This window comes from Pantoea sp. NGS-ED-1003 (genome assembly GCF_000738765.1).
Lineage (GTDB): Bacteria > Pseudomonadota > Gammaproteobacteria > Enterobacterales > Enterobacteriaceae > Pantoea > Pantoea septica.
In genome coordinates this window covers 566,723-588,890 of the sequence record NZ_JPQA01000002.1, presented here as the reverse complement: position 1 = coordinate 588,890, position 22,168 = coordinate 566,723, and the positions used below count along the sequence as shown (strand labels likewise).

Genomic DNA, 22,168 nt, shown 5'->3' with positions numbered 1-22,168 from the left:
CATCCTGGGCTAACTTTCCGTCCTGGCTGGCGAGCTAATAAGGTTCATCGCAGCGCAGCGCCTGATGGCCTGGCGCGCGTTGGCTACCTGAAGTTTATTGACGATATTGCCCATATGAAATTTTACCGTACTAACGGAAATAACAAGGATAGCGGCGATCTCCGGATAGGTCTTTCCCATGCTGGCCCAGTAAAGCACCTCATGTTCGCGCTGCGTTAATATTGCTTTGGTTGCGTCCGGGCGGATAGCTTGCGTCCCTACAGCCGCCATATCAACCAGCCTGTACATTTGCGCATTGAATTCAATTAGCCGCATCTGCATAAGTTGTCTTTCGCACCAGAGAAGCGATTCAGCCGCATAAGAGTCGTCGCTTTGGGTGATAACCGAAAGCAGCGCAAGATTATTATGATGATCGTGCAGCACAAAAGTGAAGCCGTTAAGAATATTATAGCGGCGCGACAGCGTGAATATTTTGTCGGTGAGAAAAGCGATGTTCTCGCCCCAGGCAAAAGGCGAGGATTGTTTAAACGCTTTTAAAACGACGGGATCGATAAACTGAAAGTGATTCTCCTAATAAATTTTAATCCATTCATCAGCATAGTTAGAAATAAGTAGCGTTTTAAACGGATTGCTTTTACTAATTACCAGATAAGCATATTGCTGCACTTCGGGCGAAACCATTCTCCTGTCTATATAATCCTGGAGAGTTTTCAGAGTTGATGGATTATCCGCTAAATAAGAGAACATATTTCCTCCTTGATGAAATGTTCATATTGTGTAGCGCCCTGTACCAAAGTACAGCCAGGGATGCGACCGTAGTACAGTTTTGAAATGAAAAGATAGTGTTTATAGTGCGCTTCGTAGCAACGAAAAAACTGGCCATGAGATCGGTTAGCAAAAAAAGCAGCACTGGGGAAAGCGTCAGCCAGTCGAATTAATTTGGTTCGCTGGCTGACGTCACTATCAGATATTCGAGCGCTCAAAAAAACGTTTAATTTAATGCTTCTTATTGACATCCAACCCAGCAGGCAGAGCAGATTTATAAATATGAACTGCTGAATTTAACCTTCATCTGAAAATAAGAATGAATGTAGCGTCAAAACCTGATGCTTACGTAAAGTTTAATTGAATTAATCATCATTTTGAATGAATTCCCAGCTCCCAGCGCGTAAGAAGAGAGTAAGCCAGTCGCCTGGCTCACCCCTGACGCGGGTCCCTCACCCATACCAGCCATACCCTTTCGGCTCGCGTGAAAAGCCAGCGCGGCGCAGCGCGTCGATCAGCGGCGACTGTCCTGCGGGTTTGCCGTCGATCGTTTCCAGCGTAAAGCCAGACGCTCTCTCTCGACGCAGCGCGACGGCCAGTGCCGCGATCGCGGCGGCGTGCCAGCTCTTTTCGCCATAGCTCAGGAGTTCTTTGCCGCCCTGCGCCAGGTAGAGCGCCAGCTGACCGTGACAGATCACCACCAGCGCGCCGCTGCGGCGAACCGGACGCGAAGCGGCGCTATGCGCGGGCCAGCGCAGCGTTACGCCAAAGGGAGAGGCGGGATCGACGGCGGAAAGCGCCACCGCCAGCGGATCGCGCGCGGCGCGTTCAGCGATAATGCGCAGGCGCTCGATAGTGGCGTTCTCCGCAAACTGCGCGCCGCCCAGCCCGGCGACGAAGCGACCGCGCAGCACGCGTCCGGCATCCTCCAGCCCGCGCATCACCGGCTGCAGCGCCGGGAATCCGCCCGGTACCTGCTCCGCAATCGCCGCACCGCGCGTCACCACGCCCCAACGGTCCAGCATATTCTCGGCAATCGCCAGCGCCAGCTGGGCCGGGGGCGCGACCGAGCGATAAAGGCGCGACCAGCGTCCGGGCAGGGCGGGCGTGGCCGGACGTCCCAGCGGCAGGCTAATGCGGCCGCGTCGCGTGCGCAGCGAACGTGTCGGTTTCGCCCGCGCGCTGTTCGCCATGCCGGTCAGCTGGCGCAGCGCCGCCCAGGTATCGGAGGTGACATAGCCTGCCCACGCCAGCTCCCACAGCGCGCTCTGGATCTGCGCCTCATCGACGGGCTGCTCGGCGGCGACCGCGGCGGCGATCTGGTGGGCGAACCATGCGCCGCCGTCATCCAGCCGCGCCAGAATAGCGTCGTGCAGCGGCGTCAGACGCAGCGCGTCATTGCCCTGTGGCAGCGGCAGCAGCGTTTCTGCCGCGAACTCGCGCAGGTGCAGCGAAACCAGACCGTCGTTATGACCCAGCGAACGCTCGCCTGCCCAGATAACGTCGCCCGCCGACAGCAGCTCGTCCAGCATCGCGGGCTGATAGTCATGCACGCGCGACGGCAGGATTTGCGACTGCCAGATCGACGCAGGCAGCGCCAGCCCGGCAAGCTGTTCAACCACGCGCGCCACGCCGTTCACCCCTTCGTAACTTCCCTGCGCGACAGACGAATGCGGCGCCTCGCCGGTTAATCCCTGCCGCTCCAGCAGTAGCGATACCCAGGCTTCCGACGGCACCGGACGCGTCGCCTCGCGCGCGGCCTGCAAAGAGCGAATGCGCAGGCGCCTGAAAACCTCTTCGGCCACCCACTGTTCGCGCCACCCCGCCGGCTCTTCTTCGGGCAGGCCAAAATCGCCCTTGAGCAGTTTGCCCTGGCCGCGCATGCGTTCCAGCGTTTCGCTAACCACCGCCGGGCCCAGCCCGAAATGACGCGCCAGCTCGCCAGTGGTAAAGGGCGTATGGGTGCGCGCGTAGCGGCTAAACAGATCGCGCAGCGGATCGGCGGCCGGCTGTAAAAAGGCAACGGGAATATCTGGCGGCAGCGTTACCCCCAGCGCATCGCGCAGGCGCGCGGCGTCTTCAATCGCCGCCCAGCGCCGTTCGCCAGCAATGGTGACGTCGATGGCGCGATGCGCCTCCACCAGCTCAGCGATGGCGCGCTCGGGTGCGTCGCCATCGAAGCGGGCGGCCAGCGCCGCTGCGCTCAGCGGGCCCAGCTCGCGCAGCAGATCGGCAACGCCCTCTTTTTCGCTCACCCTGTAGCGCGCGGTGAGGCGCTGCAACTCTTTCGCGACCTGGGCCGTCACCCCGGCATCCAGCAGTTCGCGCATATCGGCCTGGCCAAGCAGCTCGCTCAGCAGGCCGCTGTCGAGCGCCAGCAGCGAGGCGCGCCGTTCCGCCAGCGGCGCATCGGTGGCGTAGATAAACTCTGCCACGTAACCGAACAGCAAGGGCGCGGCGAAAGGCGACGGCGCTTCGGTCGTCACCTCGGCAAACTGCACGCTGCCGTTTTGAATGCGCGCCATCAGCTCATGCAGCGCAGGCAGATCGTACACATCCTGCAGACACTCGCGCGCCGTCTCGATCAGAACGGGGAAATCGGGATAGTCGCGCGCTATCGCCAGCAGCTCTCCGGCGCGCAGACGCTGCTGCCAGAGCGGCGAGCGCTTGCCTGGATTGCGGCGCGGCAGCAGGAGAGCGCGCGCCGCGCACTCGCGGAAACGTGCGGCAAACAGCGCCGAATGACCAATGGCTTCGGCGACCTCGCGCGGCAGGGCATCGGCGTCGAACTGAAACAGCTCGGCGCCCGGCACGCGTCCTTCCATATCGAGAAAGCGCGCGACAATGCCGTCATCGCTCGCCACGACAGAGGGATCCAGACCCATCCTGCGGCGTATACGCGCTGCGACCGCCAGCGCCCAGGGCGCGTGTACGCGCTGGCCCCACGGCGAATGGAGAATAACGCGCCAGTCACCGGTCTCATCGCGGCAGCGCTCGATCAGCAGCGTGGCGTCGGTCGGCAGCAGACCTGTCGCCTCGCGCTGCTCCGCTATCAGCGCCTGAAGGTTATGCTGCGCGCTGGTGTCGAGTCCCGGTATTTGGCTGACCTCGCCGGACTGCTGCGCCCAGTCCAGCTGGCGTAAAAAGCGGCCAATGCTTTCGCCCAGCAGCGCCGATCTTCCCAGCCCGTCGCCACGCCAGAAGGGAAGACGCGCCGAGCGGCCGGGCGCGGGCACCACCACCACCTGATCGTGAGTGATCTGCTGAATGCGCCAGGAGGTGGCGCCGAGCGTGATAATGTCGTTTACCCGGGATTCATACACCATCTCTTCATCCAGCTCGCCGACCCGGCGCGATCCCGCCTGCTCTTCGCCTTCGGGCAGCATCACGCTGAAGGCGCCGCGATCGGGAATAGTGCCGCCGCTGGTGACGGCGAGGTGTTGCGCGCCGGGACGAGGCGTCAGCAGATTCGCCTCGCGATCCCATATCAGGCGCGGACGAAACTGGGCGAACTCGTCGGAGGGATATTTGCCCGCCAGCATATCCAGCGTGGCGTCAAACAGGCTGCGCGGCAGATTGCGAAAAGGATCGGCGCGACGCACGACGGTGAACCACGCATCCACCGAGAGGGTATCCATCGCCACGGCGGCGACCGTCTGCTGCGCCAGCACGTCGAGCGGATTTTGCGGCGGCGCAACCGGCTCCAGTTCGCCGCTCAGCATACACTGCACAATCACGGCGGCGTCGAGCAGATCGCGCCGCGTGCGCGGAAAAACGATGCCGCTGGAGATGCCGCCGACCTGATGGCTGGCACGGCCGACGCGCTGTAGCGCGCTGGCGACCGACGGCGGCGCGCCGACCTGGACTACCAGATCGACCGTTCCCATATCGATACCCAGTTCCAGACTTGAGGTGGCGACGACGCAGCGCAGCTCACCCGCTTTGAGGGCGTCTTCGATTTCACGTCGCTGCTCTTTCGAAACCGAGCCGTGATGCGAGCGGGCGATGGTGGCTGACGCGCCCTCGCTGCGTTTCTCCGTGCCACCGTTAAAAGAGTCCCACGCGTGAGCAGGCTTCACCCGCGCCTCTGCATCGCCGAGGCTGGCGGCGTAGCGTTCGTTAAGCCGCGCCGTCAGCTTCTCCGCCAGCCCGCGAGAGTTGGCGAACACGATGGTGGCGCGGCGCGCCAGCACCAGCTCAAGAATGCGCTGTTCGATATGGGGCCAGATTGAGCCAGATGCGCTGCTGCCGTCGGGCGCGCCGCTGCTATCGGGGCGTGCTGGTATATCGGTCATATCTTCGACCGGTACGGCGATGCGCATCTCCAGCGCGCGCGAAGCGGGCGGGTTAACGATGAGGGTTTCCTGCGCGCCGCCGAGAAACTGCGCGATGCGCTCCACCGGCCGCACCGTGGCCGAGAGACCAATGCGCTGGGCCGGCTGGGGCAGCAGCGCATCCAGCCTCTCCAGGCTCAGCGCCAGCTGCGCGCCGCGTTTTCCGCCTGCCACCGCGTGTACCTCATCCAGAATCAGCGTTATAACGCCACGCAGCGCTTCGCGGGCGCGCGACGTCAGCATCAAAAACAGCGATTCCGGCGTGGTGATCAGGATATCGGGCGGCGTGCGCTGAAGCTTAGCCCGTTCATTAGCTGGGGTATCGCCTGAACGCATGCCCACCGTCAGCGTAATCGCCTTTTCGCCGCGCGCGTGACGCTGCTGGTAAACGCCCTCCAGCGGCAGCTGCAGATTGCGCTGCACGTCCGCCGCCAGCGCCTTAACCGGCGAGATATAGAGAATGCGCGTGCGCGTGCCTTTCTCCGGCGTCTCCTGCGCTTCGCGCTCGCGAAACAGCGCGTCAATAGCATGCAAAAACGCCGCGAGGGTTTTACCCGATCCGGTCGGGGCGATCACCAGCGCATGTTTGCCGCTGGCGATGGCATCCCAGGCCGCCGACTGCACCGGCGTGGGCGCGGCGAAGGAGAGCTGGAACCAGCCTTGAGTCGCGGGAGAAAAGCGTGAAAGCGCAGCAGCCTTAGCGGACATATAAGATTGAAATCACCGTGTTAACAGGGAATGCCTAAGCGTAGACCCTGGCGCTAAGCGCTGCGCGGTGAAAAAATGCCTCAGGTTTTGCTTAATGTTGTGTTCTCATTTTTATGCCTGTTCCCGCTGCGCCTTCCATACTTAGGCTTCAGCCATCCAAACGGAGACAGAATTCATGAGATTAGCAAGCGCCTTTCTGCTGGCGGCACTGCCGGCGGCGAGTTTCGCCGCCGCGCCGCTTTTTACGCTGCAATCGCAGGATTTTACGGACAACGCCTTTTTACCAAAATCTTTTGCCGGAAATAATAAAAGCAGTCCCGCCTGTACCGGCGACAACGTCTCGCCTGCGCTGCGCTGGTCGAACGCGCCGCAGGACACAAAAAGCTTTGCGCTGCTGGTAACCGATCCTGTCGGCGCCAAAGGCCTCGGCGTCACCCATATGGTGGCTTATAACATTCCCGCCGCCACTACCGCCTTCGCCCAGGGCGATCTCACCAAAGGCAAAGGCTATACCGGCGGCAAAAATTCTCCTGGCACCAACGCCTGGTATGGGCCATGCCCGCCAGTCGGCAGCGGCATGCATCACTATAACTTTGTCGTCATCGCTACTGATTTGCCGCCTGAACAGCTTAAGCCTGGTCTGACGCATGAAGAGCTAGTGAAGCAGCTAAAAGGCCACGCGCTCGGCGCAGCCTCGCTGGTGGGGCGGTTCAGCAACGATCCGCAGGAGTAAAAGAGCAGGGCGCAGGCCGAAACGGCCTGCGCGGCGTAGGCGGCGTAGCTGCCGGAGATGTGGTTTGCCGCCAACGCGTTCGCCTGGCGGTAAACCACGCCCGATTTTAGTGATGACAATAAAATTCCCTGGTATGGCATCAGATTCAGCTATTAATGAAAGCGTTCAATTAAAGTCAGAAGAAGAACAAAAAGTATTATCTATTATATTAAGCAAAACTCGACTGATTATTGCGCGGTTTTTTCTGATGACGGCCGACGACTAATTTTGCCGCCCGTTCGCCCCGCTTCAAGCGCACGTTCACGACTGTTCGTAACATTCCCGCCGTTTAGCTGACCGCCTTTGCGCCCCGCGCCGCGCGCTCTTTCCGGGTTTTCCGCAAAGTTACCCGGACCACCGCGTCGTTGAAACATATCGTCACCTCGCTCAGGGGAAAATATCCAGAGACGAATGAACTATGAAATCAGAAACCTGATATTTCAATAATGCACTGCAGAGATAATATTTAATTCCTGAAAAGGATTAATAGTCAGGCAAAATCTGGCGCATCTAATCTGTTCATATTAAATAAATTAAATGGCACTTTTGTACAATTATTTTTCAGCTGTACAGATTTTCCAAAAATGCTAATTCGTGAAGGGAATCACAGAGTAATCACTGTTATTCCCGGCAGGTTTCGCTTAAGTCAGCATTAAGCTCTGATGCGGCTGCCAGGCAGGCAGCAGAAAAAGACATTGTGCCTCACACTATTGCAGCGGCTGGCGCGCCAGCAGCGCAGCGGGACATTTCAGTGGTCTATACTCGATGTAACCGAAGCGAGAAACAGCCAGCAAGATGAGGTGACAATGAGCGAAGAGGATGAACGCCAGCTGTTTGAGCGCTGGATCCGCAGCGATGAGTTTTTTGAGGAGCGCTGGCTCAGACGAGACAGCTTTCGAGGCTATCGCTACCATCTGGTAGAAAATCGCTGGAAGGCGTGGCTCGCGCGCAGCAAACTGAGCCCGTAATCTCTTGTCCTGATGCAAATCTGGCTTGTAAATGAGGCTCTCACCAGACAAAAGCGTCGGTTGCTTTTCTCCGTTATTACCCCTACATGAAAAACTCACTTTCAATTGACCTCTCTCTCTGAAACATAAACGGCAGCTCGTAGAAAAATTAATCAATATGAATAGCAAGGCGGAAAATTTATTAATTCAGTACAGCGACTGCGCCTCTGTAACACTTATTTTTTCTACCAGGCTAAGCTGAAAATAAATGCTGGCGCCGGAGTATCGGCATGCCTGCGGTAAACTTTAGTTTTAGATAGTAATAAAACCTTATCCTCCAGCATGGCTTACCTTGGTGGAAATAATCAAAAACGGAATTTTTTTTAAGTTTATGTATTATAAGATTTTTAATCAGTTTGGCTTAGTTTTATCATGCAGTAAATATCGTCTGTACACTCAGTGGTAAATCACCGTTAGCAACCTATACTCCATTTCCGTTGCGTATTTTTGCCGTGCGTTTTTAAAAAAAAGGTGTCGCCGAGTATAAGCGGCGCAGCCCTGACTATTTGTTGAAAAATTAGCCCGGCTTATTTTTTACACTTATTGCCAATGCCACCAGTCAGACTTACCAGGATGGAAAATGATGAAAAACCTGCTTGATAAAATTAACCTGCCCGTTAAATTTCTTATCCTCGGCTTATTCGCCCTGATTTTATTTGTTTTACCGACAACGCTCTTTATTCAGACCGGAAATCAGCTTATCGACGCCAAGCAGCGCGAGCTGAGCGGCGTTCCGGTGGAAAAACATATGCTGAAGCTACTGAACCTGTTGCAGCGTCATCGCGCGGAAACGGCTATCGCTATCGCGCTGAAGAAGCCTGACAACCCGCCGCGTATGGCGCTGGTGGCCGAGATCAACCGGCTCTCCGACGTTATTCAGTCAGAGCTGCGACAGCAGGACGCCAGCGCGCAGCCGTTGCAGCGTCTTGATAAGATGGGACAGGCGTGGCTGCAGCTGCAGAGCGATATCAACGGCGGCGCGCTCTCTTTCGCTGACAGCCTGACCGCACATGCGCAGCTAATCCAGCTCATGCTGAGCGCCAATCTTGACGTGCTGGACTATTACGGCATGTCTCTCGATAGCGATTTGAATACCTACCAGCTGATTACCAGCATTTTTAACCGACTGCCGCAGCTCACCGAGACGCTGGGGCAGATCCGAGCGGCCGGCGCTTCGCTGATTGCCTCCGGCGCCATCTATGAAAGCGATTACAGCCGCATGTCATTTCAGATAGATACGGGAAAAGTGGCGCTGGATCAGTTTAACGGCAACCTGGAGAAGGTATACGCCATCGAACCGGCGCTGGCTGCGGATTTTAGCGCCGTCGCGCAGGAGGCGGAGCGCCAGGCGCTCGACGCGCTGCAGCTGGCCGAGCGCATTTTTGTCAGCAGAAGCGCCAGCGTCGCGCCGGTTGAATATGTTCAGACCTTTACCCACGCCATCAACCAGTTCAGCGCGCTCGGCGAGCAGAACAGCGACCGCCTGACGCAGATGCTGCAAAAGCAGATCGATACGCGTCGTCATGCGCAATTTATGCTGCTGGCCGGTCTGCTGGCGGTCGCGCTGGTAGCCATTTTCATGGCGCTGATGATCAGCCGTTCGGTTACGCGTCCGCTGCAGGACGCCGTTCGCCTCGCCAGCCAGGTCGCGGCAGGCGATCTCACCTCGACGCTGCACATCGGCGGCAGCAATGAAATGGCTGAGCTGCTGCACGCCCTGATGAAGATGCAGCAGCACCTTGCCCGTCTGGTTTCCGATATCAAAAACCATGCCGCCACTATCGCGACCTCTTCCGAAGAGATAGCCCAGGGCAACGGCGATCTCTCTTCTCGCACGGAAGAGCAGGCCGCCTCGCTGGCGCAAACCGCCGCCAGCATGGAGCAGCTGGCCTCGATTATTCAGCAGAACGCCGACAATACCCGCTTTGCGTCGGATAAAGCGGTTTCCGCCACCCAGGCGGCTCTGATGAGCGGCGAGGCGATGGATTCGGTAATGGAGTCGATGCGCAAGATCCGCGGCAGCTCAGGCCAGATTGAGGAGATTACTTCAGTCATCGACAGCATCGCCTTCCAGACCAATATCCTGGCGCTCAACGCCGCGGTAGAGGCCGCCCGCGCCGGCGAGTCGGGCAAAGGCTTCGCGGTGGTCGCCACGGAGGTGCGCGCGCTGGCGCAGCGTTCGGCCAGCGCCGCGAAGGAGATCAAAAGCCTGATTGAGCAGTCGGTCGGCCAGGCGCAGGAAGGAATGAACATGGCGCAAAGCGCAGGGGAGAAAGTGAAGCAGAGCCTGAGCGCTATTGAGCAGACCTCGCAGCTGATCCGCGACATCTCCTCTTCGTCGGCAGAGCAGAGCAGCGGCGTTTCGCAGGTCAATATTGCGGTTAATCAGATGGATCAGGTGACCCAGCAGAATGCGGTGCTAGTGGAGCAGTCGGCGGTTTCGGCGGACGATCTGGCTGAACGCGCCGGGCAGCTGCGCCATATGGTCGCGGTATTCCGTACGCTCTGAAGCTGCAGCAGAGCGTCAGCAAAACGGCAGTAAGTTTCTGCCGTTTTTGCGTAACGCATACGGCTGAAACCGCTATGCTTATGGGCCAGACCAAAAAGAGCAGAGGTAGGTTTGTATATAACAGAGGTCGATGTCGATCATTATGCGCTTGAATTAAGACGCATTGCAGCAGGGTACCAGACAGGCGAAAAATTACCGGATGTAAAAAAGAAGGTCGATGGGCTTATCGATATGCTTAAAACCACGCTGACCAGCGATGCGCAGCAGCAGGTGCAGGCCTGGAGCGAGCTGGCGGATGCCTTGAGCTACTACATGAAAAACACCGCCGATCCCGACTGGACCACCATCATGGCCTACGCCAAACGAAAGGTGAACCGCAGTAAACAGAACGCCATGTTCAGACGTAAACGCTTCAAGGATTAAACCGCCAGCGGCGGTTTTTTTCTGCCTGTCATCTCCCTCTTCGCGCCTCTTGCTGACAAATTCCGCTATCCCGCTCAGGCTATACTCTCCTGCTTCACCGCAGTGCAATGGTGTTATGCAGTAATGGTTTGATGCGCAGATTCACCCGCTATTTACCCTCAACACGCAGTGTTACCGGAATTGGGAGATCACCATGAAAAAGATTGGCATCAACGGTTTTGGACGTATTGGCCGTCTGGTTTTAAGACGTATTCTGGAACAGCAGGAAGCGGTGGAGGTGGTGGCGATCAACGATCTCACCTCGCCCGAGATGCTCGCCTATCTGCTGAAGTATGACTCCAACTACGGCGCATTCCACGGCGACGTCAGCGTGGACGGCAACGCGCTGCTGGTTAACGGTAAGAAAATTACCGTTTTCGCCGAGAAAGAGGCGAAAAACATTCCGTGGGGATCGCTGGGCGTTGACGTGGTTATCGAATGCACCGGCTTCTACACCTCGGCGGAAAAAGCGCAGGCGCATCTGGACGCGGGCGCGGGCAAGGTGCTGATCTCCGCGCCGGCCGGCGAGATGAAAACCATCGTCTATAACGTCAACCACGACACTATCAGCGCCGAAGACAAAATCATCTCCGTCGCCTCCTGCACCACGAACTGCCTGGCGCCGATGGCGAAAGCCCTGCACGACAATTTCGGCATCAAGGTTGGCACCATGACCACTATTCACGCCTACACCGGCACTCAGGCGCTGGTGGATGGGCCGCGCGGCAAAGATTTCCGCTCCTCGCGCGCCGCAGCGGAAAATATTATCCCGCACACCACCGGCGCGGCGAAGGCGATCGGGCTGGTGATCCCAGCGTTGACCGGCAAGCTGAAAGGGCATGCGCAGCGCGTGCCGACCAAAACCGGTTCGGTCACCGAGCTGGTGTCGATTCTGGATAAAAAGGTCACGGTCGACGAGATCAACGCGGCGCTCAAGCGCGCCTGCGAGAACAATGAATCTTTCAAATATACGGAAGATCAGATCGTCTCTACCGACGTGATCGGCGTGCCTTACGGCTCAATATTTGACGCGACCCAGACGGAGATCAGCGAAGCGGGCGACCTGCAGCTGGTGAAAACCGTCTCCTGGTACGATAACGAATATGGCTTCGTGACCCAGCTGGTGCGCGTGCTGCATCTTTACGTATCGCTGTAATCTTAGGCGGGCTGCTCAGCCCGCCTTATTTCCCAGCTTCTCCTGCAAAAAGTTCAGCAGCACGCGGTTCACCTCGCTGCGCTGGCGATGCTGCGGATAAACCGCATTCAGGCAGAGCGGCGCGGGCTGATATGCCTCCAGAACGCTCACCAGTTCGCCGCGCTTTAGCGCCGGCTCGACGATAAATCCCGGCAGCAGCACCAGTCCCAGCCCGGCGATCGCCGCATCGAGCAGCACCTCGCCGTTATTGCTCAGCATCGGGCCCTGCACCGTCACGCTCTTGCTTTTGCCCGCCTGCTGGAGTTCCCAGCCGCTCAGGGCTTCTCGGCCATAGCGCAGGCAGGCGTGCTGAGCGAGGTCGTCCGGCGTAGCGGGCGTGCCCGCGCGCGCGAGGTAAGCGGGGCTGGCGCAGATCAGACGCCGCTGCTCGCCGAGGCGGCGCGCAATCAGGGTCGAATCCGCCAGCGCGCCGATGCGAATCGCCATATCGAATCCTTCGCCGATCATATCGACGTAGCGATCCGCCAGCTCGATGTGAAACTGCAGCGCGGGATGCTGCGCCAGAAACTGCGCGATAAGCGGCGAGAGGTGGCTCATGCCGAACGACATCGGCATGCTGATGCGGAACGTGCCGTGCAGCTCCTGGCGTCGGGTCGACATCGCCTGCTCCGCTTCATGGATATCGTCGAGAATGCGCTGCGCATGGGTGAGAAACAGCATGCCCGCTTCGGTCACTGAAAGCTTACGCGTATTGCGGATCAGCAGCTGCGAACCGAGCGACGCCTCCAGCGCGGCCATACGGCGGCTGACGTACTGCTTGGAGAGCATCAGCTGTTCCGCCGCGGCGGTGAAATTGCCCGCATGGATCACGGCAACGTAAATACGAAGATCTTCAGTCTGCATATTGTCCACTTATTTGTGACAGTGATTGCCATATTGGCCTGTTTTTAAGGGTTTTAGTTTACGGTATTGTCTGTCCCATCGGAAGGGCACAGGCGCTTCCCCCTTACAACACAGGAGCAGACCATGATTGAGCAACGACTGTCAGAGCAACGCGGCCATGGCGACCACGGCTGGTTGAACTCACGCCACACCTTTTCGTTTGCGAACTACTGGGATCCGAAACAGAGCGGCTTTTCCGACCTGCTGGTGATCAACGACGATCGGGTTGCGGCTTCTCGCGGTTTCGGCGCGCATCCGCACTCCAACATGGAGATCCTCTCTTACGTGCTGGAAGGGGCGCTGGAGCATAAAGATTCCATGGGCACCGGTTCGGTTATCGTCCCGGGCGACGTGCAGCTGATGAGCGCGGGCAGCGGCGTGACCCACAGCGAGTTCAACCATTCGAAAAGCGAAGGCGTGCACTTTCTGCAGATCTGGATTGTGCCGTCTGAAAAAGGAACGCCGCCCGGTTATCAGCAGATTTCGGTGCCGGAAAGCGAAAAGCGCGGTCAGCTGCGCCTGATCGTTTCGCCCGAAGGTGAGGACAATGCTTTATCGGTGCGTCAGGATATGCGCCTTTACGCCGGTCTCTTCAATGGCGATGAGCAGCAGACTTTCCCGCTGGACGAGACGCGCTACGCGTATATCCACGTTGCGCGCGGCAGCGTGACGGTGAACGGCATGCGTTTCAATGCAGGCGACGGCGCGCGCGTGCGTAACGAGGCAAGCCTGACCTTTAGCGAGGGCGATAATGCCGAAGTGCTGCTGTTCGACCTGCGTCCGATCGAGGTGAATCATCCGAGCCGCTGATCGCTGTTAAAGGCCAGCACCCTGTTACTTAAAGCAGCACGTCGCATTGTCGACGTGCTGTTTTCGCTTATTTATCGTCCCGCTCTTCCTCTTTCTCCAGCCCAAGCGGCACTTCATGATCCAGCCTGTGCGGCTTCAGCAATTGAATATCCAGAATCACATAGGTCATGGTGGTAATAAACAGCGAGATCACGCTACCGATAACGCCGCTGGTGGTGAAGGTAAAGAAGTTGTACATCACCACCCAGGTTACGCAGATAAACAGCGCCAGCGCGACGTTAATCGCGGAAAACGAGTAGTGCGTGGTGCGCGCGCCGAGATCCATTATCTGCTTATAGAGATTGCCGCCGGCATACTTCTCCAGCAGCACGATGGATCGCTCCCAGTTTTGCTGCCGGCGGGCGCTGCTGCGGGTAACGAACAGAAACAGCAGCGACACAAAAAAGCCGGAGAAGGCGAGCAGCACCGGTACCGCCTGCAGCGCGTAGTCGAGGCTCTTATGACCGGTGGTGCGCGAGAGAGCCAGCGTCAGCGAAGCGCCGAGCGCGGCATAGAGAAAGACGAACAGCGCCAGGAACAGCGCGTTACGCTTCCAGTCGCTCTCCACTTCGACAGTTCGCTGCGCCCGCGCGCTTTGCAGCGCCTGACGTATTGATTCCGCCTGTGCGGAGCCGGGCTCGATCGTCTCTACCGGCTCGCCGAAAAAAATGTGCAGAAACGGCTCATCCGCTTTTTCAATTATCATTTCTTTTATCCATAAAGGTGATACGCGATGGACACAGTGTAATGGAGGGACAGCGCAGGGCAAAGCGCGGCCCTGCTTGCAGAAAATTTACTCAGTATGCATCGACGGCGTGCATTACGTTTTAGCGCTTTACTGGCGTGTATCGCTTTTACTTTCTCTCGCCATCCTGTCGAGGCACTGCTTATTGGCATATCCGTTGAGAAGCGGTTACTGGGCGGGCGAATCCAGCTCAGGAATGCCGCTGCTGCGATCGGCGTAGGCCGCCTGAAAGGCTGGGCGTTTTGTCCAGCGCTGCCAGTACGCATCTAAGAACTCAAAACGCTCGTCAAGTGGAGTGGCATTGACCGGGAATTTCGAGAAGGCGATCGCGGTTGCCAGCGTGATGTCCGAGAAGGTCGGGGCGTCGCCGCCAAGCAGCCATTCACGGCCGTCTGACAGATGACGATTGACCAGCGCGGCATGAGTTAGCGCCTCTTTACGGCAGTGTTCGCCCCAGGCCTCATTTTTGGTCAGTTCAAGCTTGAAGCCGAGGCCGGTATGCAGCACGTGGAACGCTGTTACGATGCGGTACAGGATGTGCACCCACACCCGGTTATCCCACATGTTGTCGAGGCCCTGTTCCAGTGCGGTCTCTCCCATGATCTTGCGGCCGGGATACGTCTGGTCGAGATAACGAACGATAGCAGCCGTTTCGGAAATGTAACTACCGTCAGCCAGTTCAAGGGTGGGCGTTTCGCCCCACGGGTTCATATTCAAATGACGCCAGCCACGCTGTTCGCCTACAGGGGACATGTCATAAATGGTCTCGGCAAAGTGATCAGCGATGCCTTTTTCTTGCATGAACAGACGCAGACGCTGTGGATTGGGAAAGGCAGAAGGCGAAGTAAAAAGCTGAAGTTTAGTCGTCATGGTAAATCCTAAGGTTGATGGCTGAAGTGTCTAACTAACGTAAGTTAGGTAAACCTTAGCGGGCGATTCGATGCACGTCAATGTCTATCTAACGTTTGTTAGGTAATTATTTTGTGTGCCTTCTGATTGATGAGGGGGGACGTTTAAGCTGCGCAGGGGCCTGCTCATACGGTTGGTATGAGTGAGGAACGGAAAAAGTTTTATGTTTCTTGTCCGACACTGCCAGATAAATGCAGCTCTGTAGCGCTACAGAGCTACAAGCCAGTTTAACTGACACTCTTTTTATTGAATGCTGATATAACCTTTTTTGCACTCAGCAAAGAGAGCAACGGAGCAGCAGCCATCACTGCAAAAAGCAACCATGCGGCGGATGATGCACCCTCCCGCCCGCCGGGCATGGATAATCCACCTGCATTCGCCAGCATACCCGCAATCGCTGAGCCCAGCGCAGTGGCAAACAGCTGAACCGTGGTGATTGAAGTAGCTGCTGTATCCTGATCCTCAGCCGGTGCGACCTGGAGGATACGCGTCAATAAATGCGGCCAGCCCAGCCCGATGCCAAACCCTACCAACGTCAGGCCCAGACCAATTAAGGAGAGCACTATCCAGTCTCCCCCGGCAGAGTGGGGGGTGCTGAGCGCCAGTACCACCATGCCCGCCAAAACCAACACTGGGCCAGTAAAAATAGCACGTTTGATGCCTCGCCCTTGCCAGCCGGAACTCCAGATTTCTGATACCGTCCAGCCTGCGGCCATCAGCGCGGCCAGATACCCCGAGATCAAGGGAGTCTGCCCATGCAGGATTTGCAAAAAATAGGGGATGAAGGTTTCACTCGTCATGCCAATAATCAGCAGCCCCATGGTGATGTAGAGCGCCAGCAAAGGCGAGTTCAACCGCAGCGCATCACGCGGCAACAGGCGAATTTCACTGGTAAATTCCCAGCGAATTAGCAACAGGATCAGCACAACCGCAACGCTGATTCCCGCCACATTGATTGCTACATCAGGTGACATGCCGCCTGTGCTGACAGACATGACCGCAGCGACCAGCAGCAGCAGCTGCATCAGCGGAAGCTTGCTTGCAGGAAGGCCGGCTGCGCGCTTGTGCGCGGGAAAGACGAGCCAGACCAGCAGCATATAGAGCAGCGTGACAGGCACCAGTACGCCAAACGCAGCGCGCCAGGCATTCATCTCCGCAAATATTCCGCCTGCTGCGGGACCCAGCAGCGTCGCGACGCCCCACATACCGGAGATAAGCGCCATCGCGCGCGGCCAGAGCTTTTCGTCAAAAATCGTATAAATCATGGCATAGCAGAGCGCAAACATAAAACCACCGCCGAGGCCCTGTAGCGCCCGACCGGCCAGCATAACAGGCATAGTCTGCGCCAGCGCGCAGACCAGGCTGCCTGCAATAAATAACATAACCGCGACCAAATAGGCTTTGCGCGCTCCCATCAAGGCCAGCAGCCGTGAAGTCAGTGCGGAACCCAGGATGGAGGCTACGACAAAAAGCGTCGTATTCCATGAATAGAGTTCAAGACCACCTATTTCGTTAACCACAGAGGGAAGTACAGTGGTCGCAATGTAAATATTGATTGCATGCAGCGCTACTCCTCCTGAAAGCGCAATAGAGAAAAACAGATTTCTACCACCCAGTAAATCATTCCAGCTTCCTTCCTGTACTGACGACATATAAGCCTCCCGGCATGCGTTGCGTCAAATGTCCCGTTGCTGGCTGCAATAGGATCCGTTACATTAATAAAACAAGCCAACACTTGGATTATTGAAAGGGGTGAATTAATTTGTCAAGCTATCGCTTGTTAAATAGCACTGAGAAAGCATCTGCGACGCCCGAGCGCCTGCTTTACCTGCTTAAAACGCGTGGGCCGCAGCAGTCTGCGGATGCGGGGAAAATGCTGGGCATGACAGCGGAGGCAGCGCGCCAGCAGCTTGCCAAACTCGCTTCGGCAGGTCTGGTGGAAACCTACTCTCAGAGCAAAGGGGTTGGTCGTCCCAGTCAGTTCTGGACGCTGACTCAGGCGGGACATAACCGCTTTCCGGATACGCACTCCACGCTAACGGTTCAGCTTCTGGACACAGTGCGTCACGCCTTCGGCGAGGAGGCGATTGACCGTCTGATTGACCTGCGCGAGCAGGCTAGCAGAGAGAATTACCTACGGGAGCTGGGGGAGCCGGCCAGTCTCAGGGAACGGGTTGCGCGTCTGGCAGTAATACGTTCGCAGGAAGGTTATATGGCGGACTATGAAGAGCTGGCGGATGGGACCTTGCTTTTTATCGAAAATCACTGCCCAATCTGTGCTGCCGCTGCAGCCTGTCAGGGTTTTTGCCGTGCTGAATTAACGTTGTTCAGAGAAGTACTCCGCGCAAAAGTAGAGCGGACAGAGCATATTTTAAATGGGGCAAGACGCTGCGCTTATACTATTAGCGGGCATGCTGATTAAACCTTCAGATTGACTGAACACGATTAACAACGTACTGAAAAATGAAATCTGGTTATTTCTTTCATGAACTCAGCATCGCCTGGTTTGCGCGGAATAAGGTTAGCAAGCGGGCCAAACCTTATTCCGGCGCGTATTATACGCGTGCTGAATGCCTCAATGACCGTGGACGGTCAACCCTACTAATCGGATAACAACAGGTCGGACAACAAGTATGCAGAAGAAAGCCGCTGGCATAGCGACCTGGTAAGCATTCATCACATTTGCCATGTAATGCGGTCCCATGCCGAATTCGGCAAAAGTGATGACCAGACTCATCAAGAACGCCATGATTATCGCCATATAAAGAGCAAATATGTAGGGTGCCGTGCGCACAGGAAGGCGGCTTCGCAGGTTTTTTTTAGAAGTAGCATCAGTCATCGGAATATCCTGTTTTACAAAGGTAGACGAAACTGTGGCTAACTTAACAAGCTTATCAGGAGTGTTGTAGAGCGGTTATGCTTTAATCATCATTAAGTAAAAGTGACGAATGCGTTATTAAGGATGGTATGGACATTTTAGGGCTGATTAGCACATTTATCCGTGTGGTAGAGAACGGCAGTATTGCCGCGGCGGCACGCGCTAAAGGTATGAGTCCGGCAGCAGTCAGCCAGAGTCTTTCTCGTCTTGAAGCGCACCTGGGCGTACGACTGCTATCGCGCACCACCCGCAGCATGACCTTAACTGAAAATGGTAAACGGTATTTCGATAAAGTCCGTCACATTCCAGATGATATTGAACTCGCCTCACAGGCTGCTGCAAACGCAACCAAACCGAAGGGGCCACTCTGTATCGCTACGACAGCCGCGTTTGGTCGATACGTTCTCGCTCCACTTATGCCGGCCTTCAAAGCCTCTTTCCCCGATATAGATATTGAGCTGATCAGTACCGATCGCAACGTCAGTCATCACCTGGAAGGCGTCGATGTCAGTATCCGCATTGAGGCACAACTGAATGATCAACTGATCGCCAGAAAAATTGCATCGTTACCCTTTATATTCTGCGCGGCGCCTGCTTACCTTGACCGTGCTGGCGCTCCTCAGACACCTGAAGAATTTAGCCAGCACGACTGCCTGGTTTTCCGCTATCCAACCGACAGGCGATTTCTGCCATGGACTTTTATAGTCAATGGACAACCCGTCAATGCGAAACTCAACCCCAGCTTTATCAGCGATGATATTGATATTATCGCCAAAATAGCCGTAAACGGGGGCGGTATTGCTCGTCTGGCAAGCTTTGTTGCTCAGCCATTGATTGAGAGTGGCCTGCTCAGGCCTTTGTACTGGCCAGGTCTCAGTGAGAACAACATTGAGTCTGTGCCGATGGATATTTTTGCGTGTGTGACTGAACGTTCAGCTCTTAATTCAAAGGTAAGGGCATTTATTGAATTTTTAGAAGAAGCGATTTAACGCAATAGCGTTTTTGATGGAAAAATTGACTGCTTTTTTCAGTTTATTACCCGCAAGGTAACCCGCCGTAATCTGGCCGCTTATTGAGTTTGTGTTTGGATATTGCCAATCTTTCCTGACGGGCATTCAGTTCACCCTTTGTCAGCAGCATGGTTTTTCAAAGGGGATTGCCCGTATTGCAGCGCTGAGGCGATAAGTGGTTAAGCTACTCAGGCGCCTGTCAGGCTATTTTTGTCGAGGGCAGAGAGCATCTCGTATAGCTAAGGCTGAATCACCTTACCCTGTTCATCTAGCAAATCCGTCAGCAGCGCCGTCCCATCGCTCCCCACGCGAAATGCCCCGTATCGTGCCTGCGCGAAACGCTCGCCATGACCTTCCTGAAAGAAATAAGCGCTGGTTCCGACCGTCAGCGAGCCAGAATTGTAATGATATTTCACCCTTAGCTGATTCGCCTGCAGAGGCTCACCCTGATCAAACCGGGCCTGAGTGGCATGACGCTGCGCATCGAGGTCAACAATCAGGGTCCCGCTGGTGGGCAGGCATGGCGCTGACAGGGTTGCGCGGCAGGCCACAGCCTGTTGATAAAACGTCTGCTCCAGAGGTCGGGTGAGGGCATAATTCAGCGCCATGTAATCACCCTGCATCAGGGAGCGCGGGTCAACCGGCGCAAGAGGTAAAATCATGAGCGCGCCCTGTTTCAGCAATCGTTCTTTTTGCCAGATGCTGACATTGACGACCACCAGGGCCAGCGTTATCACCGTGCATGCCAGCCATCGGCTCTGTTTACGCATTCTCACTGGCACCTCCAGTCTGTGCGGGTAACACTTTCCTGACTCCCCATGCCAGCCCCAGTAAAACCAGACCGCCAGCCAGCAGAAGCAGCGCTTTGTGCAGCAGTATTACCTCCAGAAAGTAATACCAGCCAATGAGATACAGCACCATGAAACCGCCACTGACCACCAGCAATCCCAGACTTCCCTGATATCGCGCCATCAGAATCAACCACAAGCCCAGCCCAATACCCGGTGCATAGAGGGCAACAATCCCGCAGATAAGGGCTGCGGGCAGTGTGATAATCGAAAACAGCGGCTGGCTGTTCTTTTTCTGACTAAGCACACTCAGCACTAAACCTGCTGCTATTCCTGTGCCTGTCGCAGACTGAAGCAGAGAAAAAGGCGCAGTAGACCAGATGAAATCCGTAAGAAACGCCGCGTTTATCCCGAGGAAAGTCAGCAACATCAGGCCCGCCGGGATGCCATACAGCAGGGGATATACCGCGTCAGCATAGGGCCCTGCCTGTAACCTCAGCTGATGACTGACAATCCAGAGCCACCAAAACATGACCGCCGCCGCCAGTATGGAAACAGCAAAGCGACCCGCCGTCGGTGACAGGTAAAGCCGGGCCAGCAAATAGCCTGCCAGCACCAGAAAAAAGGTCAGGGCAGTGATGGCCATAAGCCGGTAAGTGCGGTCAGGCATAGCCACCGCCATCGCGGCAAGGATCGGCAACGCACACAGTGAACTCAGCATCATAAAGCGCACGTCACTGCTCGGGATTTGCAGCACAACGCCGACTATCAGCCCGCACGTCGCCGCAATGGCCCATGCCAGCCCAAGGTGATATTTACCGTCGCGCTCATTGCGCAACAGGCCGCGCGCAATAACGGCGAGCACCAGTGAAGGAAGAATAAAAGTAACAGCGTTCGGGTCATCAAGCAGGTCAGCGATATAGAGCAGCAGTACCATCAGTAACAGAATGATAATTGCGGCGACCCAGCCTCCGACGCTCAGCGCCAGCCTCAGATACCAGGGCAGGTCAGAAGCATGACCGCGTTGCTGAATCTCTTCAATTTGCGAGACGCTCAGCAAGCCCCGCTGACACAGGGTATCTGTCAGCAAGATCAGCTCGGCCGGAGCCTGATCGACAGGACCTTTTTCAGCCAGCCTGCATTGCCACTTCAGCAGGATCGTACCATTTGCCGCCACCCAGAGAATCATCAGGGTGCCGGTCAGAAACAGGTCACCCGTATCATAATCTAAAAGAAATAACTGCACGATCAGCGCGCAGCCCACAACGGTCAGACTTGCGATGCCCATCGTCAGCATGCAGAGATCCACAAAGCGATAACGGTACAGGTAGTAGCCTGCCAGCAGGGCGATGATCCAGCTGGCCGTAACTGAAGTAAAGTGATGAGCACTATGCCAGTCAGAGATGTTTTCGGCCACGAGGGCGGTCAGCAACAGCAGTAAAAATCCGGCCATTACCCGCGAGAACCAGCGGCTTGCCAGCCAGCTCTCAGGGCGATGCGTTATTGCCCGCCAGGCCAGGACCTCCCTGATAATCAGGCAGGCTGCCAGCAGCGCCAGATAGCCGTAAAGCACCGTCGTCGGGAGCCGGGTGATGCTGTCAGACACGGCGACATCCAGCAGCGAGGTCGGCAACGTGGTGGTGTAGAGCTGGAACGCCAGGTTAGCGATCAGCCAGCTGCAAAACCACAGGCTGTTTTGCCGGGCGATCAACGCCAGCGGCAGAAGAACGCATAACCAGGCCCGGAATAGCTCCCAGCTGTCCGCACCGGTCTGATAAATCTGTCCATAAAGCGCAAACAGGGCACCGAAACTTAGCCCTGCCGCCAGCAATGCGCTGCGAGCCAGCCTGCTGTACCAGCGCCACCAGACCACCACCGCCAGCGCGACGATCAGCAACTCGGCCAGGGCGAATTTCGCCATCTTCGGTAGCCAGGCCCAGTTCCAGGCAATAAAAAACAGCGATCCGGCAACCAGGGAGAGTAATCCCAGAAAGCAAAGAACCGGTATAAGAAACTGACGCCACTGAGTATCTGAAGGTCTGATACCACAGCAAGCAAAGATACGCTGGCAGCTCTCCGGGTTCAGGCTCCCTGTTTTAACCAGGCCAGCGATCTGACGGCAAAGATACGCTGCCGTCCGTGACGGCATCCCGGTTATGCTATCAGGTGCAATCTCGCTCATTCTTTCCCTGCCACTGGTTACGGTGTGACGTTGATAATGACGTTAACCACTGTTCTTGCCCGCGATTAATCCCTGTGTCGGTCAGTGACGCTCTGCTGAGCGGCTGATTATTTTGCTGAACAAATGTAAACATCTTTTATGGGATATAACAG

17 protein-coding genes and 1 pseudogene are annotated in these 22,168 nt (G+C 56.5%); 8 read left to right on the top strand and 10 right to left on the bottom strand.

From position 1 onward, the window contains the following. Window positions 1-9: 9 nt before the first annotated feature. Window positions 10-747, bottom strand: a pseudogene (locus JS46_RS22855) (autoinducer binding domain-containing protein). A 470-nt stretch (window positions 748-1,217) separates the two neighbouring features. Further along, the gene (locus JS46_RS06195; protein ID WP_033749019.1) at window positions 1,218-5,807 is read right to left on the bottom strand and encodes an ATP-dependent helicase; all 4,590 of its coding nucleotides are present in this window, start codon (window positions 5,805-5,807) and stop codon (window positions 1,218-1,220) included. A 175-nt stretch (window positions 5,808-5,982) separates the two neighbouring features. Here JS46_RS06195 and JS46_RS06190 point away from each other — a divergent pair, with 175 nt between their 5' ends. After that, window positions 5,983-6,540 carry a YbhB/YbcL family Raf kinase inhibitor-like protein gene (locus tag JS46_RS06190; protein ID WP_033749016.1) on the top strand — a complete coding sequence of 186 codons (558 nt, stop codon included), beginning with the start codon at window positions 5,983-5,985 and terminating at the stop codon, window positions 6,538-6,540. A gap of 227 nt (window positions 6,541-6,767) precedes the next feature. Here JS46_RS06190 and JS46_RS23265 read toward each other — a convergent pair whose 3' ends face one another. Next, a complete protein-coding gene (locus JS46_RS23265) occupies window positions 6,768-6,953 on the bottom strand; it encodes a general stress protein (RefSeq protein ID WP_072010400.1) in 186 nt (61 codons plus the stop codon). Between the two features lie 321 nt (window positions 6,954-7,274). Between JS46_RS23265 and JS46_RS24090 the strand changes: the two genes are divergently transcribed. The 4 genes from JS46_RS24090 (at window position 7,275) to gap (ending at window position 11,713) form a co-directional block, all read left to right on the top strand. Further along, a complete protein-coding gene (locus JS46_RS24090) occupies window positions 7,275-7,547 on the top strand; it encodes a hypothetical protein (protein ID WP_152560675.1) in 273 nt (90 codons plus the stop codon). A gap of 622 nt (window positions 7,548-8,169) precedes the next feature. After that, on the top strand, window positions 8,170-10,095 hold the full coding sequence (locus JS46_RS06185; RefSeq protein ID WP_033749115.1) for a methyl-accepting chemotaxis protein: 1,926 nt from the start codon (window positions 8,170-8,172) through the stop codon (window positions 10,093-10,095). Between the two features lie 111 nt (window positions 10,096-10,206). Beyond that, window positions 10,207-10,518, top strand: coding sequence for a hypothetical protein (locus JS46_RS24085; RefSeq protein WP_152560674.1), 312 nt, complete (start codon window positions 10,207-10,209; stop codon window positions 10,516-10,518). Between the two features lie 193 nt (window positions 10,519-10,711). Beyond that, window positions 10,712-11,713: a type I glyceraldehyde-3-phosphate dehydrogenase gene (gap, locus tag JS46_RS06175; protein ID WP_033749013.1), complete on the top strand. Its 1,002-nt coding sequence runs from the start codon at window positions 10,712-10,714 to the stop codon at window positions 11,711-11,713. Between the two features lie 15 nt (window positions 11,714-11,728). On the opposite strand, the gene JS46_RS06170 is transcribed toward gap, so the two are convergent. Beyond that, the gene (locus tag JS46_RS06170; protein WP_033749011.1) at window positions 11,729-12,616 is read right to left on the bottom strand and encodes a LysR family transcriptional regulator; all 888 of its coding nucleotides are present in this window, start codon (window positions 12,614-12,616) and stop codon (window positions 11,729-11,731) included. A 123-nt stretch (window positions 12,617-12,739) separates the two neighbouring features. Here JS46_RS06170 and JS46_RS06165 point away from each other — a divergent pair, with 123 nt between their 5' ends. Then, complete coding sequence (locus JS46_RS06165) at window positions 12,740-13,465, top strand: pirin family protein (RefSeq protein WP_033749009.1); 726 nt, start codon at window positions 12,740-12,742, stop codon at window positions 13,463-13,465. 67 nt (window positions 13,466-13,532) lie between these two features. Here JS46_RS06165 and JS46_RS06160 read toward each other — a convergent pair whose 3' ends face one another. From JS46_RS06160 to JS46_RS06150, 3 genes are all read right to left on the bottom strand, one after another. After that, window positions 13,533-14,210, bottom strand: a complete 678-nt coding sequence (locus JS46_RS06160; RefSeq protein ID WP_033749008.1) for a hypothetical protein — start codon at window positions 14,208-14,210, stop codon at window positions 13,533-13,535. 207 nt (window positions 14,211-14,417) lie between these two features. After that, complete coding sequence (locus JS46_RS06155) at window positions 14,418-15,119, bottom strand: glutathione S-transferase family protein (protein WP_033749006.1); 702 nt, start codon at window positions 15,117-15,119, stop codon at window positions 14,418-14,420. A 266-nt stretch (window positions 15,120-15,385) separates the two neighbouring features. Then, on the bottom strand, window positions 15,386-16,810 hold the full coding sequence (locus tag JS46_RS06150) for an MFS transporter (protein WP_033749005.1): 1,425 nt from the start codon (window positions 16,808-16,810) through the stop codon (window positions 15,386-15,388). Between the two features lie 110 nt (window positions 16,811-16,920). Here JS46_RS06150 and JS46_RS06145 point away from each other — a divergent pair, with 110 nt between their 5' ends. Then, on the top strand, window positions 16,921-17,580 hold the full coding sequence (locus JS46_RS06145; protein WP_033749003.1) for a metalloregulator ArsR/SmtB family transcription factor: 660 nt from the start codon (window positions 16,921-16,923) through the stop codon (window positions 17,578-17,580). A gap of 153 nt (window positions 17,581-17,733) precedes the next feature. Here JS46_RS06145 and JS46_RS06140 read toward each other — a convergent pair whose 3' ends face one another. Further along, window positions 17,734-17,997, bottom strand: coding sequence for a DUF2798 domain-containing protein (locus tag JS46_RS06140; protein ID WP_033749000.1), 264 nt, complete (start codon window positions 17,995-17,997; stop codon window positions 17,734-17,736). Between the two features lie 128 nt (window positions 17,998-18,125). Here JS46_RS06140 and JS46_RS06135 point away from each other — a divergent pair, with 128 nt between their 5' ends. Then, window positions 18,126-19,025, top strand: a complete 900-nt coding sequence (locus JS46_RS06135; RefSeq protein ID WP_033748998.1) for a LysR family transcriptional regulator — start codon at window positions 18,126-18,128, stop codon at window positions 19,023-19,025. A 260-nt stretch (window positions 19,026-19,285) separates the two neighbouring features. Here JS46_RS06135 and JS46_RS06130 read toward each other — a convergent pair whose 3' ends face one another. After that, window positions 19,286-19,816 (bottom strand): GDYXXLXY domain-containing protein, encoded by a 531-nt coding sequence (locus JS46_RS06130; RefSeq protein WP_033748997.1) that lies wholly within the window; start codon window positions 19,814-19,816, stop codon window positions 19,286-19,288. After that, the gene (locus JS46_RS06125; RefSeq protein ID WP_033748995.1) at window positions 19,809-22,016 is read right to left on the bottom strand and encodes a DUF2157 domain-containing protein; all 2,208 of its coding nucleotides are present in this window, start codon (window positions 22,014-22,016) and stop codon (window positions 19,809-19,811) included. The genes JS46_RS06130 and JS46_RS06125 overlap by 8 nt, the downstream gene beginning before the upstream one ends. Window positions 22,017-22,168: the final 152 nt, after the last annotated feature.

Bases quoted from the DNA above. Each gene is read 5' to 3' on its own strand.
- JS46_RS06195 (WP_033749019.1), bottom strand. From the start codon at position 5,807: ATGTCCGCTAAGGCTGCTGCGCTTTCACGCTTTTCTCCCGCGACTCAA.
- JS46_RS06190 (WP_033749016.1), top strand. From the start codon at position 5,983: ATGAGATTAGCAAGCGCCTTTCTGCTGGCGGCACTGCCGGCGGCGAGT.
- JS46_RS23265 (WP_072010400.1), bottom strand. From the start codon at position 6,953: ATGTTTCAACGACGCGGTGGTCCGGGTAACTTTGCGGAAAACCCGGAA.
- JS46_RS06185 (WP_033749115.1), top strand. From the start codon at position 8,170: ATGAAAAACCTGCTTGATAAAATTAACCTGCCCGTTAAATTTCTTATC.
- gap (WP_033749013.1), top strand. From the start codon at position 10,712: ATGAAAAAGATTGGCATCAACGGTTTTGGACGTATTGGCCGTCTGGTT.
- JS46_RS06170 (WP_033749011.1), bottom strand. From the start codon at position 12,616: ATGCAGACTGAAGATCTTCGTATTTACGTTGCCGTGATCCATGCGGGC.
- JS46_RS06165 (WP_033749009.1), top strand. From the start codon at position 12,740: ATGATTGAGCAACGACTGTCAGAGCAACGCGGCCATGGCGACCACGGC.
- JS46_RS06160 (WP_033749008.1), bottom strand. From the start codon at position 14,210: ATGATAATTGAAAAAGCGGATGAGCCGTTTCTGCACATTTTTTTCGGC.
- JS46_RS06155 (WP_033749006.1), bottom strand. From the start codon at position 15,119: ATGACGACTAAACTTCAGCTTTTTACTTCGCCTTCTGCCTTTCCCAAT.
- JS46_RS06150 (WP_033749005.1), bottom strand. From the start codon at position 16,810: ATGTCGTCAGTACAGGAAGGAAGCTGGAATGATTTACTGGGTGGTAGA.
- JS46_RS06140 (WP_033749000.1), bottom strand. From the start codon at position 17,997: ATGACTGATGCTACTTCTAAAAAAAACCTGCGAAGCCGCCTTCCTGTG.
- JS46_RS06135 (WP_033748998.1), top strand. From the start codon at position 18,126: ATGGACATTTTAGGGCTGATTAGCACATTTATCCGTGTGGTAGAGAAC.
- JS46_RS06130 (WP_033748997.1), bottom strand. From the start codon at position 19,816: ATGCGTAAACAGAGCCGATGGCTGGCATGCACGGTGATAACGCTGGCC.
- JS46_RS06125 (WP_033748995.1), bottom strand. From the start codon at position 22,016: ATGAGCGAGATTGCACCTGATAGCATAACCGGGATGCCGTCACGGACG.